This is a genomic window from Croceicoccus bisphenolivorans, assembly GCF_001634625.1.
In the GTDB taxonomy this organism is placed as follows: Bacteria; Pseudomonadota; Alphaproteobacteria; order Sphingomonadales; family Sphingomonadaceae; genus Croceicoccus; species Croceicoccus bisphenolivorans.
In genome coordinates this window covers 62,933-81,601 of the sequence record NZ_LRSE01000003.1, presented here as the reverse complement: position 1 = coordinate 81,601, position 18,669 = coordinate 62,933, and the positions used below count along the sequence as shown (strand labels likewise).

The following is an 18,669-nucleotide window of genomic DNA, read 5'->3' as shown; positions in this document are numbered from 1 at the left end:
CCGTAATGCCGATCACGCAGGAAGAAGCTTTCGCGCGCATTCGCCTGTTGCGCTCCCCCAATGTCGGCCCTGTCACGTTCCGCCACTTGCTGGCGCGGTTCGGCAACGCGGTGACCGCGATCGAGGCTCTGCCCGATCTTGCCGCGCGCGGCGGCAAGCGTCAGCAGGCTGCGCCTGTCGACAGGATACGGGCGGAGATCGCGGCAGTGCGCGATGCCGGTGCGAAGTACCTGTTCCACGACGATCCCGCCTATCCGGCGCTGCTGCGCGAAGCGCCATCGGCACCGCCCATCGTCACCTATCGCGGCGATCCGGCACTGCTGGCGCGCCCCGCGGTTGCCATCGTCGGTGCACGCAATGCCAGCGCCGCCGCGCTGAAGCTGGCCCGCCAGTTCGGCGAAGCACTGGCCGGTGAAGGCAGGCTTGTCGTGTCGGGCCTTGCCCGCGGCATCGACGGCGCGGCGCACGAAGGGGCGCTGGCAAGCGGCGCAACGGCGGCAATCATCGCGGGCGGTATCGACATCGCCTACCCGCCGCAGCATGCAGAATTACAGGAACGGATCGCCAATGAAGGCGTGTTGATTGCCGAACAGCCACCCGGCACCGAACCGCAGGCGCGTCACTTTCCCGGCCGCAACCGCATCATCGCGGGCCTTTGCGCCGGAACGCTGGTGGTGGAAGCCGCTCCGCGATCGGGCTCACTGATAACCGCAAGGCTGGCGGGAGAGGCGGGGCGCGAGGTCATGGCGATCCCCGGCAACCCGCTGGATGGGCGGGCGCGCGGCTGCAACCAGCTGATCCGCGAAGGCGCGATCCTGGTGCAGACGGCCGGGGACGTGTCCGAACTGCTGGACGGGTTCACCGGCCAGCCGCGCAGCACCTTCCGCGAGGACCGCGAGGATTATGCATCGTTTGCCGTCGATCCCGCTGCGGAACCGGAACCGGCAATGATCGAAAACCTGCTCTCCTCGTCCCCCGTTCCTGTGGACGATATCGTACGTGCCAGCGGCGAGAGCACGGCTTCGGTGCAGCTTGCCCTGCTCGAACTGGAACTTGCCGGTAGGCTGGTGCGCCACGCGGGCGGGCGGGTTTCGCTGAACGGCTGAGCACCGAACGTGACCGCATTTGTAAGCAGTGTTGCGATGACAACGCTGGCATTGAGGTGTGGGGCTGGCGGGACGGCAAGTGATTGTCCCGCGCTGACTTCACGTCACCAAATGGGGGATTTGATGAAGAAGATTTCGGGATTTTTCCTTGCTGTCGCATTTGCACTTGGGCTGGCGGTGCAGCCGGTTCAGGCCAAGGGTGATGAACCGCTGTCGATCAAGGATCGCGGGGCGATGGACGGCGCGGCGCAAGTCGCCGTGGCGGCCTTCAATGTCGGTTTCATTTTCGAATCGACCGATCAGACGAAGAAGACCGGCGGGATGATGGGCGCGTTCGGCGGTGTGACGAAGGCGAAGAGTACGCTGGTCGGCGTGACGCCGGAAATGATGCAGGCCGTCGTCGATGCCGCATACGCCGACTTCATGGCGAAGCTGGCCGCGCAGGGCGTAGCGGTTGTTCCGGCTGCGGAATTATTCGCGAACGAGGATATCCGGAAGGCAGCAGACGGAACAGGGCCCATCGAAACGAAGATCCAGCTTGAAAAGAAGAGCAGCGGCATCGCGACTTTCGTGAAGCCGACGGCGCTGCCGCTGCAGCTAACGCTTCAGGGCGATCTTGTCGAAAAGACCGGCGGTTTTGCCGCGATCGGGAAGGGCTTTGCCGCCGGTGGGCGTCAGGCCGCGATTGCGCGCTATGTCAGCGAAACCGGCATTCCGCTTGTCAGCGTGGTCTATCTGATCGACTTTTCCGACCAGAAGCGCCCCGGTGCGTTTAGTTTCGGCGGGCTGAAGGTCAATGCGAATCTGTCGGTCGTGCCGGAATATTCGAAGCTGACCGTTGTAGGCGTGAATAAGCAGGACGAGCTCGTGCTGGAGCAGCAGGTTTCAGTCGACGGCGATTTCATCGAGCAGGCCGACGCGACAGGCGGTACCGAAAAGACCGCACAGGCCGCAGCAAACATCGGCGCCGGTGTTGCCGCAGCCAAGGGGCTGGGGCTGCCGATGATCGGCAAGACGCGCAAGTTCGAGTTCGCCGCCAAGCCGGGCAATTACGAAGAGGGCGCTGCCAAGGCCGCGATGCTTGCCAACGACGTCGTCCTGGCCGGTTTTGCAAGCCTGCGCTGACCCGTTCCCGATGATTTGAACCGGGGCCCGGTCGCGTCTTTGCGGCCGGGCCTTGCTTTATCGGCTTGACCAACGCAGGGGGCGGTACCCAGATTCACACGCGTATACGCGTAGGGACGTCCTGTTCCCGCGCCCGGGAAATTTGAATGCAGCTTGTTATCGTCGAGTCGCCTGCCAAGGCGAAGACAATCGAAAAATACCTCGGGTCGGACTACAAGGTCCTTGCCAGCTATGGCCACGTCCGCGACTTGCCGCCCAAGGACGGTTCGGTGCGCCCGGACGAAAACTTCGCGATGGACTGGGAGCTTTACGGCGACAAGCAGAAGCAGGTGCGCGCCATCGCCGATGCCGCCAAGCAGGCCGACCGCCTGATTCTCGCCACCGACCCTGATCGTGAGGGAGAGGCGATTTCCTGGCACGTTCAGGAACTGCTGACCAAGCGCAAGGCGCTGCCCAAGGAAGTCGAGCGGGTCACGTTCAACGCCATCACCAAGAAGGCGGTGACCGATGCGATGGCCGCCCCGCGCGAGCTGGACCGCGACCTGATCGACGCCTACCTCGCCCGCCGCGCGCTGGACTACCTATTCGGCTTTACCCTGTCGCCGGTGCTGTGGCGCAAGCTGCCCGGTGCGAAATCGGCCGGCCGCGTGCAGTCTGTCGCCCTGCGCCTGATCGTGGAGCGCGAGCGCGAGATCGAGGCGTTTCGCCCGCAGGAATACTGGAACGTCCTTGCCCGTCTGGAGCATGACGGCACGAAGTTCGACGCCCGCCTCGTCAAGTTCGAGGGCGAGAAGCTCGAACGCCTGAGCCTTGGCGACGAAGGCGTGGCGATGCGTGCGAAGAAGGCGGTCGAGGACGGCCTTTTCACGGTCGAGAATGTCGAGACCAAGCCGCAGCGCCGCAATCCGGCCCCGCCGTTCACCACCAGTACGCTGCAACAGGAAGCCGCGCGCAAGCTGGGCTATTCGGCCAGCCATACGATGCGGCTGGCGCAGGGCCTGTATGAACAGGGTGCCATCACCTATATGCGTACCGACGGTGTCCAGATGGACCCGAGCGCGATCAGCGCGGCGCGCAAGGCGATTTCGGACCGTTTTTCCGGCCATTACCTTCCCGAACAGCCGCGCCACTACCAGACAAAGGCCAAGAACGCGCAGGAAGCGCACGAGGCGATCCGACCCACCGACTTCGGCAAGGACCGGGCCGGGCAGGGCGATGCGGCCAAGCTCTACGATCTCATCTACAAGCGCGCGATGGCCAGCCAGATGGCGTCTGCGGCGCTGGAGCGCACGACCGTCACCATGCGCGACGGAACGGGCCAGAACGAGCTTCGCGCGACCGGACAGGTCGTGAAGTTCCCCGGCTTCCTTGCGGTTTACGAGGAAGGGCTGGACCAGAAGAGCGAAGATGACGAGGAAGGCCTGCTGCCGTTCATGAAGTCGGGCGACCGTCCGGCGAAGACCGGCGTCGAAGCCACCCAGCACTTCACCCAGCCCCCGCCGCGCTTTTCCGAAGCCAGCCTCGTCAAACGGATGGAGGAACTGGGCATCGGGCGTCCGTCCACGTACGCCTCGGTCATCCAGGTGCTGAAGGATCGTAACTACGTCCGCACCGAAAAGAACCGCTTCTTCGCCGAGGATTCAGGCCGCCTGCTGATCGCTTTCCTCGAACGCTATTTCGAGCGTTACGTCGCCTACGATTTCACGGCTGGCATGGAAGAGGAGCTGGACGACGTTTCGGGTGGCAGGGTCGACTGGCACGCCGTGCTCGAAGCATTCTGGCGCGACTTCAAGCCGAAGTCGGACGAGGTGATGGAGCACAAACCTTCGGAAATCACCGAGGAGCTGGACAAGTTCCTTGAGGATTACCTCTTCCCGCCCAAGGAAGACGGCAGCGATCCACGCGCCTGCCCGCTGTGCGGCGATGCCGGTAGGGAAGGGGGCCACCTGTCGCTTCGCGGCAGCCGCAACGGGCCGTTCATCGGCTGCTCGAACTATCCCGAATGCAAGTATACCCGCAACTTCGGCCAGCCGGGCGAAGACGGCGACGAAGGCGGGGACGGTGTCGTCGGCCAGCATCCGGAAACAGGCGCGGACATCTTGCGCAAGACGGGCCGGTTCGGGCCCTATATCCAGATGGGCGACGGCAAGGAAGCGGCGCGGGCGTCCATACCCAAGGATATTCCGGAACTGGATCTGGAATGGGCGGTCAAGCTGCTCTCTCTGCCGCGCATCGTGGGCAGCCACCCCGAAACGGGCAAGGAGATCGAGGCGAACATCGGCCGCTATGGCCCCTACCTTCGCCATGACGGCAAGTACGCGAAGCTGACCAGCACTGCCGATGTGTTCGACACCGGCATGAACGCAGCCGTGACGATGCTGGCCGAGGCGCAGAACCGCGGCGGACGCGGCACGCGGGCCAAGGCAGAGCCGCTCAAGACATTCGGAGCGCATCCCGAAAGCGGCGGCGAGATCAAGCTGCTGGCGGGCCGCTATGGCCCCTATGTCACCGACGGTACGACCAACGCGACGATCCCGCGCGATGTGAAGCCCGAAGACGTGACCGAGGAACTGGCCGTCAAACTGATCACCGAGCGTGCGGCCAAGGGACCGGCCAAGAAGAAGGCGAAGAAAGCAGCGCCGAAGAAAAAGGCCGCACCCAAGAAGAAGGCACCGGCCAAGAAGGCTGCTGCCAAGGACGAATGACGACATTGCCTGCCAACCGGGAACCGGACCGCGCTTCCATGGTTTCCGGTTTATGCTGCAGATGCGAAATGAAGGTCGCGCTGTGATCGACGGCGGCGCGGACGCGATGCCTGCAAAAGTGCAGGCAGCAAGGCTGGCGAGGCGCTCCGACGACGGCCATCCCGGCGTTCCGACCCCGCGTCGCTGGCTGGCCATCGCGGCGATCTCGTTCGGCAATGCGCTGCTTGTCGTTGACGGGGCGATTGCCAACGTCGCGCTTCCCACCCTTTCGCGCGAACTGGGCGTGACCGCTTCGGTCGCGACCAACGTTATCGTGATCTATCAACTCGTGCTCGTCATGGGGCTTTTGCCGATGTCGAGCCTTGGCACCCGCATCGGTTTGCGCCGCGTCTATCAGGCGGGGCAGGTCCTGTTCTGCCTGTCATCTGCTGCATGTTTCTTCGTGGAAACAATGCCCCAGCTACTCGTGCTGCGAGCAGTGCAGGGGCTTGGTGCGGCGATGGGGTTGTCGGTGTCGGTCGCGTTGCTGCGGGCGATCTATCCGTCCAAAACCCTCGGAGCAGGTCTTGGATTTAACAGCGTTGTCATCACCAGCAGCCTCGCGATCGCGCCAACCATTGGTGGTTTCATCCTTGCCCACTATGCGTGGCAATGGATTTTCGTGATGGCCGCGCCGCTTGCCGTGCTTTCGCTCATCGTCGGCCGAGCGCTGCCGACGGGGGGGAGGCGCGATGGATCGGGCGACATCGTCGGTTCGGTCTGGATCGCGCTTACCATGGCCATGCTGATCGGCGGCGTACAGTTGGCGAGCCATTCGATCATGGCCGTCGGCATCGGTGTGGTCGCCTGCGGCGTGATCTCGCTCGTCATGCTGGTCAGGCGTGAGCGTAGACGCAGCGATCCGGTGGTGCCTGTCGACCTTATCGCCACGCCGGTGATCGGGCTTTCCATGCTGGCTGCGCTGGCTGCGTTTCTGGGGACAGGCATGATCATCGTGTCGCTGCCTTTCCGGCTTGAACAGGCGATGGGCTTTACTCCGGATCAGGTTGGCCTGCTGCTGATGCCGATCCCGCTGACGCTGATGATCGTGAACCCGGTTTCGGGCTGGCTGTCGGACCGTGTGGCCGCGACGAAGCTGGGCGTCTCCGGCCTCATCGTGTCGATCATCGGGCTGACCCTCTTGGGAACGATGCCTGCCGATGCCGGCGCTTTCGCGGTCAGCTGGCGCCTTGTGATCTATGCCGCCGGCTTCGGGTTCTTCATTTCCCCCAACTCACGCCTTATCGTCGGCAATGTCCCGATCGATCGCACGGCGTCGATCGGCGGAACGATGCAGACGGTACGCATGTTCGGGCAGGCCGGTGCGGCCAGCATCGTCGGCGTGTTGTTGGCGCTGGGTCTGGGCGAGGGCGGATTTCCCGCGTTGCTGTCGGCAGGGATGCTGTCGCTGGCCGCGATATTCTCGCTGATCAGGTTCAAGAGTTACAAGCGCCGGATCGCAGCGGGCTGAACGCTCAACTCTCGATAAAATTGCGCGCTTCCATGCTGCGATCGCGCGCGGTCGGCGTCATCCGTTCCAGCATGGCAGAAATGATGCGCCGCTGCTCGTCCTCGTCCGCGAAAGCTTCCTTCAGCATCACGAACGTCGTCATGTCCGCGACAACCAGCCAGCCGTTCGGGGACCGGATGATCTCTGCAACCGCGTTCCACCGGACCGCATATTCCACGCGGCCGTTATCCATGACGAACCTGTCGTCGGTAAGGCGATAGGTCACTTTCACCCGTGCCGGCATCCCGCGTTCGTACATGCCCAGCATATAGCGCCGGTGATAGCTGCGCGTCGCAAGGTTGAGACCGAGGCCATAGCCGAGCACGGCCAGCGCCACGGCCAGCGCGCTTTGCACCGGAGCGAAAAGCAGCGAGACCGCCGGATTGATCAGGAACATCGCGGCATTGAGCGTCGGCCCGATGGCCAGCGCGATCGTCATGCCCAGCACCGCGCCAACGATTGGGAATACCCGCGCGAACCATAGCGATCCCACGGCGCGGGCATGGGCCTGACTTGCCTCGCTAATCGCCTGCTGCGCGGTGATCTCCCCGCTCAGTTCTGCGATCAAAGGCGTCTCGCTCATTTCACCCAGTCCAGACCCAGCACTTCATAGAACTCCCGGTTTTCGGCCCAGTTCTCTTCCACTTTCACATGGAGGAACAAGTGCACCTTCTGCCCGAGAAGTTCTGACAATTCCTTACGCGCCGCCTCTCCGATCGCCTTGATCCGCGCGCCGCCCTTGCCAAGCACGATGGCTTTCTGGGTATCGCGGCCAACCACGATCTGCTGCCGGATCTCGACCGATCCGTCCTCGTTCTCGCGATAGGCTTCGGGCCGCACCGCGCTGTCATACGGCAGTTCGTCGCGCAGCTGCAGATAGAGCTGTTCGCGCGTCACTTCCGCCGCCAGCAGACGCTGCGAAGCGTCCGAAACCTGATCCTCGGGATAGAGCCACGGGCCTTCGGGCATCATGTCGGCAAGCGCCGACTTCAATTCGGGCACTCCATCGCCGGAAAGCGCGGATACGAAGAAGATTTCGGCAAAGTCCGCCTTTGCCGAAAGGTCTTGCGCCAGCACCAGCAGCGCTTCCTTTTTCGAGGCGTCGACCTTGTTGAGCACCAGCAGCTTGCGCTCCTTGCGGCCGGCCAGCGTCTCGATCAGGGGCTCAAGCTCGTGACGGCGCAGCTTTACACTGTCGACCACCAGCATGATCGCATCGGCTGCCTCTGCGCCTTCCCATGCGGCGGAGACCATGGCGCGGTCCAGCCGCCGCTTCGGCGCGAAGATGCCCGGCGTGTCGGCCAGCACGATCTGCGTTTCGCCCTGCAGGGCAATGCCCAGCAGGCGCGCGCGCGTTGTCTGCGCCTTGGGGCTGGTGATGGCGACTTTCTGGCCGACCAGCGCGTTGACCAGCGTGGACTTGCCCGCGTTGGGCGCGCCGATCACGGCAACGACGCCGCAGTGTGTTCCGGTATCGGCCCCGTTTTCGTTATCAGCCATGTTCATCAAGAAACCTTTCGGCAGCGGCAGTTTCGGCCTGCTGCTTGGAATCGCCTTCGCCCGTTGCCTCGCCCACGCCTCTTACCGAAACCCGCACGGTAAAACGCGATGCGTGATCGGGGCCGGACCGGTCGACCAGTTCGTATTCGGGCGGCTTGCGGCGATTGCCCGCCGCCCATTCCTGCAATGCGGACTTGGGATGCTTCTTCTGTCCGGCGCGTCCTTCTACGGCATCGCCAAACCAGTTGCGCACCATCGTGCGCGCGGCGGCGAAGCCATGGTCCAGCTGGCAGGCGCCGATCAGGCTTTCGATAATGTCGCCAAGGATATTGTCGCTTTCCATCCCGCCGTCGGCACGCGCCTGCTTGCCCAGCCGCATGTGGGCGGCAAGATCGATCGAACGGGCGACGCGCGCGCAGCTTTCGCGGCTGACCAGCGCGTTGAGGCGCTGTGATAGCTTGCCTTCGGGTGCGTCGTTACGCTCGAAAAGCCATTCGGCGATGACCAGGCCGAGCACCCTGTCGCCCAGAAATTCCAGACGCTGGTAATCGAAAGTCTCGCCCGTGCTGCCGTGAGTCAGCGCCTCGACCCAGACGGTAAGCTCGCGCGGGGGCTGGCCGGCCTGCAGTGCGATCCAGTCCAGCGTTTCCTTGCTCAGTGTCATCGCGACATGGCCTAGAACGTTTTGCCCAGCCGGTCCCACCGTGCGGCGGTGAACCATGTCCATGGCAGCAGCCACGAGGAGGAACCGTCGGTCGACCACATCATGATCTGCGCCTTGCCGACAAGGTTTTCCATCGGGACCATGCCGACGCCGCCGCCCACTTCGGCGGGAAAGCGGCTGTCTTCAGAATTGTCGCGGTTGTCGCCCATCATGAACACGTGGCCTTCGGGAACCGTGAAAGTGCGGGTGGTATCCTGCGGTGTCGTCGTCAGGTCCAGCACTTCGTAGCTTACCCCTTCGGGCAGGGTCTCGACATAGCGAGGATAGCGGCAAACGGCTGCGCCTTCGCCGTCGCGATCCTCGAACTGCGTGCCGGTGCAGGGGGACAGGCGACCGCCCTGTATGGCGGCGTCGATCATGTTCTGGGTCACGGGCAGCACGAAATCGTCGATCCGGCGCTTGGGCACGGCATCGCCGTTGATGAACAGCTCGCCGTCCATCATCCGGATCTGGTCGCCGGGCAGGCCGATCACGCGCTTGATATAGTCCAGCTCTGCCGTTGGCGGCGCCTTGAACACCGCGATGTCGCCGCGTTCGGGCGTACTGGCAAAAATCCGGTCCGGAATCAGCGGCAGGGAGAACGGCAGGGAATAGCGATTGTAGCCGTAGGACCACTTGGCGGCGAGCAGGTAGTCGCCGATCAGCAGGCGCGGCAGCATCGATTCAGACGGAATCGAGAACGGCGAGAAAATGAAGCTGCGGAAGATGAAGACCACCACCGCCAGCTTGATCAGGAAGACGGGAAAGCTGTCTTCCTTCTTTTCCTTTTTGACGGGTCCGTCGGCAGCCGCCGTATCGCCCGATTTCGCGTTTTTCGTACCGAACCTGAATTTCATTCCAAGGCTTTCATCTGTGCCTACTGGTAAGCCTGCGCGGCATAGGGCAGTAAGCCCATGTTGCAAAGCAAAACGAGGATCGACGCCCGCGATGACCAATACCGCTGACTGCTGGACACGACTTGAACAGGCTGAGCGGGAGACGCTGAAGGCGCTCTTTGCGGCAGACGACGGGCGGGTCGGACGGTACAGCGGTACGCTGGCACCGGGGGACGGGGATATCCTGTTCGACTGGTCGAAGACGCACCTGTCGGACGAGCTTGTCGCCGGGTTCGAGGCTCTGGCACAGGCCGCCGGTTTCGATGCGGCGCGCGAGGTGATGCTGAGCGGCGACATGGCGAACCCGACCGAGGGGCGCGCCGCCGAACACACCGCACAACGCGGCATCGGCGCGGACGAGAGCGTGGCAGAGGCCGATGCGTTCCATATGCGCATGCGCGGGCTGGTAGAGGCGATCCACGATGGCGTGTTCGGGCAGATCAGGCACCTGATCCATATCGGCATCGGCGGATCGGCGCTGGGCCCTGCGCTGGCCATCAACGCACTGGCGCGGCCCACGGCGGAGTGGCGCGCGCCGGTCGACGTGCATGTCGTGTCCAATATCGATGGCAACGCGCTGGAAGCCGCGTTCGAGGCATGCGATCCGGCCACGACGATGATTGCGGTCGCGTCGAAGACCTTCACCACGATCGAGACGATGACCAACGCGGCCAGCGCGGTCCAGTGGCTGGAGGAATCGGGCGTGTCCGATCCCTATGGCAAGGTCGTCGCGCTGACAGCCAGCCCGGACAAGGCGGTGGAATGGGGTATCGACGAAACGCGCGTCCTGCCGTTTTCTGAAAGCGTGGGCGGGCGCTATTCGCTCTGGTCCTCGATCGGCTTTCCCGTCGCCATGGCGATTGGATGGGACGGATTTGCGGCGTTCCTTGACGGGGCGGCGGCGGTCGACCGGCATTTTGCCGATACAGACGGATTTGCGAACCTGCCGCTGCGCGCGGCCTTTGCCGACCTGATGTATGTCCAGCTGCGCGGCTGCCAGACCCGCGCGGTGTTCGCCTATGACGAGCGGCTGGGCCTGTTTCCCGACTATCTGCAGCAGCTGGAGATGGAATCGAACGGCAAGTCGGTAACGGCCGATGGCAAACCGCTGGGGCGGCAGAGCGCGCCGATCACCTGGGGCGGCGTTGGCACCGATGCGCAGCACGCGGTTTTCCAGTTGCTCCACCAGGGCACGATCGAAGTGCCGGTGGATTTCATTGCGGTAAAGCAGCCGGGTCACGATCTGGATCCGGCCCACCACGCCATCCTTTTGACCAACTGCTTCGCGCAAGGGGCGGCACTGATGGCGGGCAAGGAGAACGATGATGCGGCGCGCGCCTATCCGGGCAACCGCCCGTCGGCCACGATCCTGTGCGATGCGATGACACCGGCGACGCTGGGCGCGCTGATCGCGTTCCACGAACATCGCACCTTTGCCAACGCGGTGCTGCTGGGCATCAACCCGTTCGACCAGTTCGGCGTGGAATTGGGCAAGCAGATCGCCAACCAGATCGCGGCGGGAGAAGGCGACGGTTTCGACCCTGGTACAGAGGCATTGCTGGCCGCTGCGGGCCTGAAGGACTGATCGCGTGCCTGCCTGACGCAGGCATGTATCAGTAAATGTCTTCCCGCGTATCCAGCATCAGCACGCCGGACGGATCCTCCAGAACCTCGTCGCGCTTCGGGTGGTTCACGATCCGGCGGCCTGCTTCCAGCAGGGCGTCCAGCGTCCCGAACTCGCAATCGCTGCCGTCGATGGTCAGCCCCTTGATGTCGGAAAGGTATTCGGGGCAGTCGACCGGATCGTAGATGGTGACCTTGTTCCCTTCCCTGTGGCCGAAGCCATAGAGAACGTCCGGTCCCTCGTCACCGCTTACCTGCAGTACGTACCAGTCCTTCGCGACCTGCCGCACCATCAGGGCGAGCGCGCCTTCGTCCTTCACGTAGTAGATGTAGCCGCCGCCGGGAAAGCGCAGCAGGCTGGACGCCTGTACGTCGTCGTTGCCCATGTCGTAGGAGTACACGCCGCTTTCGATCGGCTGTTCGGAATCGGCTGCTGTCATCAGGGGTTTGTCCGATTGCCAGCATCCTGCCAGTATCAGGCTGGCAACACAGGCAAAAGTCGCGATGGCGGGGGAATTCGGTCGTCGCATCGTGGCACCCTCCACCCGCAACAATACCGCAAACCGCGCAATTCCGCCAGTTTTGCGGTCTGGGAACCTTACGCCACCAGCCGCGATCGTTCCGCACCGTCAAGCCCCGGCAGACCGCGGTGGCCGTATATCGGCGGCGGACTGGACATTATGCGCGGCGATCACGACTGGCGAAATTGCGCCAAGCGCCTATTTGAAGCGTCGAAAGACAGGAGAACGCATGGCCGACTACGACTACGATCTGTTCGTTATTGGCGCAGGTTCGGGCGGAGTCCGGGCTTCGCGCGTTGCGGCGGCGCATGGGGCAAAAGTTGCAGTTGCCGAAGAGCACAAGGTCGGCGGCACTTGCGTGATCCGGGGGTGCGTGCCCAAGAAGCTGCTGGTTTACGGCAGCCACTTTGCCGAAGACCTTGAAGATGCGGCAAATTATGGCTGGTCCTTCGAAAATGCGAAATTCGACTGGGCACGCCTTCGCGACCATGTCCTGAACGATGTCGATCGTTTGAACGGACTTTACGAAAAAACCCTCGAAAGCCACGGGGTTGAACGGATCATGCAGCGCGCGATGGTTAAAAGCGCCCATACGGTCGAACTCGCCGACGGTCGCGAAGTGACGGCAAAATACATACTCGTCGCAGTGGGCGGCTGGCCCTTCGTGCCGCAGTTCGAAGGGGCCGAACACTGCATCACCTCGAACGAGGTGTTCCACCTCGACAAGTTGCCCAAGCGCATCGTCATCGCCGGCGCTGGCTATATCGCGCTGGAATTCGCCGGTATCTTCAACGCGCTTGGCTGTCACGTGACGGTCGTGAACCGTTCCAACGTGATCCTGCGCGGATATGACGAGAGCCTGCGCGACCGGCTGCTCCAGATCACGATGAGCCGCGGGATCGAGTACAAGTTCCACTGCCCGTTTCAGAAAGTGCAAAAGCGCGAGGACGGTGCCTTCGACGTACACCTTGAAGGGCAGGACCCACTGGTTGCAGACCAGGTGCTGGTCGCCACCGGCCGCCGCCCGAAGACGGACGGGCTGGGGCTGGAAAATGCCGGCATCGAACTGGACGATGGCGGCGCGATTCCGGTCGATGAATATTCGAAGACCAGTTGCGACAGCATCTATGCCGTTGGCGACGTGACAGACAGGATCCAGCTGACTCCGGTGGCCATTCGCGAAGGGCAGGCCTTTGCCGACACGGTATTCGGCGGGAAACCGAGCACGGTGGACTACGCCTGCGTGCCCAGCGCGGTATTCTCTCAGCCGCCGCTGGCGGGCGTCGGCCTTACAGAGGGTGAGGCGCGCAATACTTATGGCAACATCCGCGTTTATTCATCGGATTTCCGCCCGATGAAGAACGTCTTTGCCGACCGGCAAGAGCGCGGGCTCTACAAGCTGATCTGCGAGGAACCGACCGGCAAGGTGCTGGGCCTGCACATGATCGGGCCGGATGCGCCGGAAATCCTGCAGGCGGCTGCCATCGCGGTAAAGGCGGGGCTGACCAAGGCGGACTTCGACGCCACGGTCGCGCTCCACCCCTCGATGGCCGAGGAACTCGTGCTCATGCGCTGATCCGGCGGGGCAATCGGTGGCAGGGCATTCGGGGGCGTGGCATTCGGGGTCTGGGCAATCGAAAAATTAACCCTGTCCCTGCTAGCGCCGCAGGCCGGGCATGATAGACATGCCGTCACTTGCGCCAGTCCATAGGGGGATCGATGGCCGCGCCCGACTTGTCCTTGCTTGCCAAACGTCGCTTCGGGCCGATCTTCGCGGTCCAGTTCCTTGGCGCCTTCAACGACAACCTGCTGAAGTTCGCGCTGCTGTTCCTTGCCAGCTTCACTGTCTTCTCGGCCGAACCGGGCAAGGCGGAGATGCTGGCCACGATTTCCACCGGCCTGTTCATCCTGCCCTATTTCCTGTTCTCCGCCATGGCGGGGGAACTGGCCGACAGTCGGGACAAGGCGTGGTTGGTGCGCCGGATCAAGCTGCTGGAAATCGGCATCATGGCGCTGGGGCTGCTCGGTTTCTGGCTGCAGTCGGTGCCGGTATTGCTTGGCGCGCTGTTCCTGTCGGGCCTGCAGTCCACGTTCTTCGGACCGGTGAAATACTCGATCCTGCCGCAGCACCTGAAGCGGGAAGAGATCATGGGCGGCACCGGCCTGATCGAGGCCGGTACTTTCGTTGCCATCCTTGGCGGGCAACTGCTGGCAGGGCTGGTCGAACCGTGGGAAGGCGGACTGATCGCGCTGGGCCTTTCCATCACCGGTTTCGCCTTCAGCCTGTCGGTGCCTGCCGCGCCGCCGGTGCGCGATCACGTGATCCGCAAGAACGTGTGGAAGGGGACGCTGGAAATCCTCGCCATCGCGCGCCATGGCCGCGGCATCTGGCTCGCGATCCTGGGCATCAGCTGGTTCTTTGCCTGCGGGGCGGTCGTCGTTGCCGAATTCGCGCCGCTGGTCAGCGGAACGCTGAACGCGCGGCAGGAAGTGGTGACGCTGTTCCTCATCGTCTTCTCGCTTTTCGTTGCGATCGGATCGCTACTGGTGAACCGGCTGCTGCGGGGCGAGGTATCGGCCAAGTTCGTGCCGGTTTCAGCAGTCGGCCTCGCGCTCGGCCTGATCGACCTTTACTTCTCCACGCGCGGTTATGGCCCGGCGACACCCGGTGCGAACATCGCCCAGTTTCTCGCCGCGCCCGGATCGTGGCGCATCCTCATCGATCTGGCTGTCATCGCGCTGTCGGGTGGGATGTTCATCGTGCCGCTCTACGCGATCCTTCAGGTTCATTCCGACCCCGACGAACGCTCCCGCGTGATTGCCGCGAACAACATCGTGAACGCGGGCGTCACCGTGTTGCTGGTCGCGATCATGACCGGATTGCTTGCCGCCGGAATGGACGTTCCCGTGCTGCTTGGGGTGCTGGGCCTGATGACGCTGGTTGTCGCGGCGGTCTCGATCTGGCTACTGCCCGAATACCTTTTCAAGCAGGTTATGGCCTTCGTTCTTCGCGTTCTTTATCGCGTGGAGGTTACCGGCATCGAGAACATGCCGAAAGCGGGTGAAAGGGCGGTAGTCGTCGTGAACCACCTCTCTTTCCTTGATGGCGTGTTGCTCGGCGCGTTCTTGCCCGGAAAGCCGACCTTTGCCGTGCATACCGCGATTGCCCGCAACCTGTGGCTGAAACCGTTCTTCAAGCTGTTCGAGATTTTTCCGGTAGACCCCACGAATCCGATGTCGGCCAAGGCGATGGTGAAGGCCGTGCGCGAAGGGCGCACGCTGGTGATTTTCCCCGAAGGGCGCATCACCGTGACCGGCGCGCTGATGAAAGTGTTCGATGGCCCCGGCATGGTTGCAGACAAGGCGGATGCGCCGATCGTGCCAGTCCGCCTCGACGGGCCGCAATATTCGGTGTTCAGCCGGTTGAAGGGCAAGGTGCGCCAGCGCCTGTTCCCCAAGATTACCATCGATATCCTGCCCCAGCGCCGCTTCACCATCGAAGGCGAGATGAGCGCGCGCGAACGCCGCGCCATTGCCGGACGGCGGCTCTATGATGAGATGAGCGGCATGATCTTCGACACCAGCGACGTGTCGAAAACGCTGTTCTCTGCCTTGTGCGAGGCGCGCGAATTGCACGGCGGCAAGACCGGCGTGGTGGAGGATGTGACGCGCACCGTCCTGTCCTACGACCGGCTCGTCGTCGGCTCCGCGCTTCTGGGCAAACGCCTGTCCGAAGGGACGGAGAAGGGCGAGGCGGTCGGCCTGCTGCTGCCCAACATCAATGGCGTCGCCGTTGCTTTCTTCGGCTTGCAGGCGATGGGCCGCGTGCCCGCGATGCTGAACTTCACCGTGGGAGAGGCGAACCTGAAATCCGCCTGCGCCACCGCAAAGATCCGCACGGTCGTCACCGCCCGCGCATTCGTGGAACAGGCGAAGCTGGAAGGTGCGGTTGCTGCGCTGGAGGGTGAGGGGATCGCGGTCCGCTATCTTGAGGATATCGCAGCCACCGTCGGCACGCTTGAGAAGCTGTGGGCGGCCTTCACCATCGGCCGGATAGAGGCGCGGCACCGCAAGCTGGCGATTGCGCCCGACAGCGCGGCGGTGATCCTGTTCACCAGCGGGTCGGAGGGCGTGCCCAAGGGCGTAGTCCTGTCGCACCGCAACCTGCTGGCCAATTGCGCCCAGCTTGGCGCGCGGATCGATTTCAACCCCAGCGACATCGTGCTGAACGCCCTGCCGGTGTTCCACAGTTTCGGCCTTACGGGCGGGACGCTGCTGCCGGTGCTGAACGGGATCAAGACCGTGCTCTATCCAAGCCCGCTCCATTACCGGATCGTCCCCGCACTCGCCTACGACGCGAATGCGACGATCATGTTCGGAACCGATACGTTCCTGTCGGGCTATGCGCGGATGGCGCACGGTTACGACTTCTACTCGCTGCGCTATATTTTTGCCGGCGCGGAAAAGGTGCGGGACGAGACGCGGCGGACTTATGCCGACAAGTTCGGGCTGCGCATTCTGGAAGGATACGGTGCGACGGAAGCCGCGCCCGTCATCGCGGTAAATACGCCGATGCACTTCAAGGCCGGCTCGGTCGGCAGGCTGCTTCCCGCGATCGAAGCGAGGCTGGAAGAGGTGCCCGGCATAAACGAAGGCGGCAGGCTCTACATTCGCGGGCCGAACGTCATGGCAGGCTATTACATGGCCGACGAACCGGGCGTGCTGCAGCCGCCGGAGGGTGGCTCGCACGATACGGGCGACATCGTCACCATCGACGACGAAGGTTTCGTCACCATCCGCGGGCGCGCCAAGCGTTTTGCCAAGATCGGCGGGGAAATGGTCTCGCTTCCGGCGGTGGAAGGCTATGCCGCGCAAGTCTGGCCGGATGCCGACAGCGCGGTCGTCACCCGCCCCGATCCGAAAAAGGGCGAGCAGCTCGTACTCTACACGACGGCGAAGGACGCTGACGCGCGCGCGATCCAGAAGTGGGGCAAGGTCAATGGCATTGCCGAACTGATGATCCCTCGCGAAATTCGCGTGGTCGAGGCCCTGCCGGTGCTGGGCACGGGTAAGATCGACTATGTCACGCTGAACGCCATGGCGCGCGAAATCACTTGACCTGTAAAAGCGCGAGAGGCCGCCCGGACGAACCCGACGGCCTCTCCCAAAATTTCGGCGCGTTTCGCGCTTGGCGGCATCAGCCCCGGATCAGGCGTTCCCAGAAGCTGGGCGGGTCCATCGGTTGCAGTGCGCCGAACTTGGCATAGCGCTGCGACGCGTCCGAAAAGGGACGCGGAAGAGTCCAACGGTCGGGCGAACTGCTGCGATAGCTGGGAGTGAACATTTTATCACCTCATGCATTCGTTACTTGTTCGTTAAAATTCGCAATCGCGGAAAAAGTTTCCGGCGTCGACACGATTAACCAAGATGACCCGTTGCGGATCGGAGGTGAAACGACCGAAATTGGGGATTGACCGGAGCATTCGATGGTTAATCGGATCGCAAAAATATTTTTGCGAACAGGCTGATTCGCAGCCGAAATTAACGAATTGCCGCTGTGCGGAGGAGGGTGATTCGCGTGAAAAATGGCGCACTCTGAGGGAGTGTTCGGCCCTTTCGGTCCGCACGTCTCCGCTTCACTCCGACTCCGAAATTCGCCGCCTGCACCGACCCGTCATTTCCGCGCCGGGCATGATGAAGATGAGAACTGGGTAATCCGCAGCTGAGCCCTGCCCAAAATGCAGCCGCCCCTGACGTGGTGAGCCGGATTGATCACACCAACCAGATAAGAACGCGACAATACGCGCGCCTTGTCGATAAGTGGGTGTCGGTCATGGGGCCTCGTCGATTCGAATACGGGACGCATTCGCTCAGACGGGCAAAGGCAGCGATGATTTATCGGGCACTGGTAATATTCGCGCGTTTCAGATTCCCTTAGGCCATTGCTGGGTCGAAAAAACCGTCCCATACCTCGGTCTTTATGCTGAAGACGCACTACTTAGGGCTGATCGGACCCAAATCTGGACCTAACATGGTCGTTGTTTCATTGAGCGACCGCTTTCGAAAATTGGGTAATTGATCGGCACTGATATCGATGGGTTCGGGCGGACCTGCTCGATTACTTGGCTTCATCGTCGTCTCGAACCCCAGCGAGAAGCCGCATGCCCCATCAGTGGCGGCATAGGGCTTCTCGCTGGTACGGCGAGATCACAAACGGATTCGCAAGCCTACATCCAAATTATGACCATGGTGTTCGCGAATGTGTTCATAACCGCCGAGATCGGTGAAGTGGGCCTTGCCGACGCTGAACCAGCGGTATTGAGCCGTAAGGCTGACGGAATCGGAAACTCCCACGCTCGCCCCTGCCATCGCCTGGTAGGCCAATTCGCCGGTACGGTCGTTCAGTATGAGCATGGGCTCCTCGTCGGGGAACGGAGCACGGGCAGCAAATAGCCTGCCCTTCACTTCGGCATAGCCGACGCCGCCACCGATATAGGGACGAAAGTTGCCCTCTCCGAAGTCGTAATAGCCATTAGCCATGACGCGCCAGGTCTTGTGCCCACCTTCTGCCGGGATATCGCCGGTGGGTGGCACGATCGCCTCGTAGTGGTCGGCGGTGTTTTTCGTGTAGCCGCCTTCCACTTCGAGGCGGACACGATCGAACTGACGCCCGACGGCAACTTGCGCGCCCCAGCCTGCGTCCATCTTGTACTCGGTCTCGGCGTAGCCGGTGGGGATCGGCAGATCGACAATGAAAGTGTGCGAATCGTCGAGAAGCGAGAGCGTTCCCGATGCTGCGACATACCAGCCATCCTCTGCGCTTTGCGCGGCTGCTGCGGTGGGCAGGGTGAGCCCGGCGACAAGGACGGGCAAGAATACTGTTAATCTCATGATCGCAATCCTCCTCACGTGATCGTGAAGGATTGAATGGACTTCTCATG

14 protein-coding genes and 1 pseudogene are annotated in these 18,669 nt (G+C 62.8%); 8 read left to right on the top strand and 7 right to left on the bottom strand.

Going from position 1 to position 18,669, the window contains the following annotated elements:
* Positions 1-5: 5 nt before the first annotated feature.
* The 4 genes from dprA to A7A77_RS03540 all read left to right on the top strand — a co-directional run bounded on the left by dprA (position 6) and on the right by A7A77_RS03540 (position 6,446).
* Positions 6-1,106 (top strand): DNA-processing protein DprA, encoded by a 1,101-nt coding sequence (dprA, locus tag A7A77_RS03555; protein ID WP_066553761.1) that lies wholly within the window; start codon positions 6-8, stop codon positions 1,104-1,106.
* Positions 1,107-1,229: 123 nt separating this feature from the next.
* Positions 1,230-2,231, top strand: a complete 1,002-nt coding sequence (locus A7A77_RS03550) for a hypothetical protein (RefSeq protein WP_066554423.1) — start codon at positions 1,230-1,232, stop codon at positions 2,229-2,231.
* 146 nt (positions 2,232-2,377) lie between these two features.
* Positions 2,378-4,936, top strand: a complete 2,559-nt coding sequence (gene topA, locus A7A77_RS03545) for a type I DNA topoisomerase (RefSeq protein WP_066553758.1) — start codon at positions 2,378-2,380, stop codon at positions 4,934-4,936.
* A gap of 82 nt (positions 4,937-5,018) precedes the next feature.
* Positions 5,019-6,446 carry an MFS transporter gene (locus A7A77_RS03540; RefSeq protein WP_245638381.1) on the top strand — a complete coding sequence of 476 codons (1,428 nt, stop codon included), beginning with the start codon at positions 5,019-5,021 and terminating at the stop codon, positions 6,444-6,446.
* A 4-nt stretch (positions 6,447-6,450) separates the two neighbouring features.
* On the opposite strand, the gene A7A77_RS03535 is transcribed toward A7A77_RS03540, so the two are convergent.
* The 4 genes from A7A77_RS03535 to lepB are packed head-to-tail and all read right to left on the bottom strand — an operon-like array spanning position 6,451 to position 9,545.
* Complete coding sequence (locus A7A77_RS03535; RefSeq protein WP_066553752.1) at positions 6,451-7,068, bottom strand: YcxB family protein; 618 nt, start codon at positions 7,066-7,068, stop codon at positions 6,451-6,453.
* On the bottom strand, positions 7,065-7,985 hold the full coding sequence (gene era, locus A7A77_RS03530) for a GTPase Era (protein ID WP_066553749.1): 921 nt from the start codon (positions 7,983-7,985) through the stop codon (positions 7,065-7,067). The genes A7A77_RS03535 and era overlap by 4 nt, the downstream gene beginning before the upstream one ends.
* Complete coding sequence (rnc, locus tag A7A77_RS03525) at positions 7,978-8,649, bottom strand: ribonuclease III (protein WP_066553744.1); 672 nt, start codon at positions 8,647-8,649, stop codon at positions 7,978-7,980. The genes era and rnc overlap by 8 nt, the downstream gene beginning before the upstream one ends.
* A gap of 11 nt (positions 8,650-8,660) precedes the next feature.
* Positions 8,661-9,545, bottom strand: a complete 885-nt coding sequence (lepB, locus tag A7A77_RS03520) for a signal peptidase I (protein ID WP_082835876.1) — start codon at positions 9,543-9,545, stop codon at positions 8,661-8,663.
* 91 nt (positions 9,546-9,636) lie between these two features.
* Between lepB and pgi the strand changes: the two genes are divergently transcribed.
* Complete coding sequence (gene pgi, locus A7A77_RS03515; RefSeq protein ID WP_066553742.1) at positions 9,637-11,169, top strand: glucose-6-phosphate isomerase; 1,533 nt, start codon at positions 9,637-9,639, stop codon at positions 11,167-11,169.
* Between the two features lie 28 nt (positions 11,170-11,197).
* Here the strand turns inward: pgi and A7A77_RS03510 are convergent, their stop codons facing one another.
* The gene (locus A7A77_RS03510) at positions 11,198-11,737 is read right to left on the bottom strand and encodes a hypothetical protein (protein ID WP_156500374.1); all 540 of its coding nucleotides are present in this window, start codon (positions 11,735-11,737) and stop codon (positions 11,198-11,200) included.
* Positions 11,738-11,957: 220 nt separating this feature from the next.
* Between A7A77_RS03510 and gor the strand changes: the two genes are divergently transcribed.
* Together gor and A7A77_RS03500 are read left to right on the top strand one after the other, a co-directional pair.
* The gene (gene gor, locus A7A77_RS03505; RefSeq protein ID WP_066553737.1) at positions 11,958-13,304 is read left to right on the top strand and encodes a glutathione-disulfide reductase; all 1,347 of its coding nucleotides are present in this window, start codon (positions 11,958-11,960) and stop codon (positions 13,302-13,304) included.
* A 143-nt stretch (positions 13,305-13,447) separates the two neighbouring features.
* The gene (locus A7A77_RS03500; RefSeq protein WP_066553735.1) at positions 13,448-16,846 is read left to right on the top strand and encodes an acyl-[ACP]--phospholipid O-acyltransferase; all 3,399 of its coding nucleotides are present in this window, start codon (positions 13,448-13,450) and stop codon (positions 16,844-16,846) included.
* Positions 16,847-16,925: 79 nt separating this feature from the next.
* Here A7A77_RS03500 and A7A77_RS18135 read toward each other — a convergent pair whose 3' ends face one another.
* Entirely contained in the window at positions 16,926-17,072 is a 147-nt protein-coding gene (locus tag A7A77_RS18135; protein WP_172799825.1) for a hypothetical protein, read from the bottom strand.
* Positions 17,073-17,489: 417 nt separating this feature from the next.
* Between A7A77_RS18135 and A7A77_RS18570 the strand changes: the two are divergent.
* A pseudogene (locus tag A7A77_RS18570) lies at positions 17,490-17,758 on the top strand (site-specific integrase); the annotation flags it as partial.
* Between the two features lie 177 nt (positions 17,759-17,935).
* On the opposite strand, the gene A7A77_RS03495 reads toward A7A77_RS18570, so the two are convergent.
* Positions 17,936-18,619, bottom strand: a complete 684-nt coding sequence (locus A7A77_RS03495) for an outer membrane protein (RefSeq protein WP_082835875.1) — start codon at positions 18,617-18,619, stop codon at positions 17,936-17,938.
* Between the last annotated feature and the right edge of the window lie 50 nt (positions 18,620-18,669).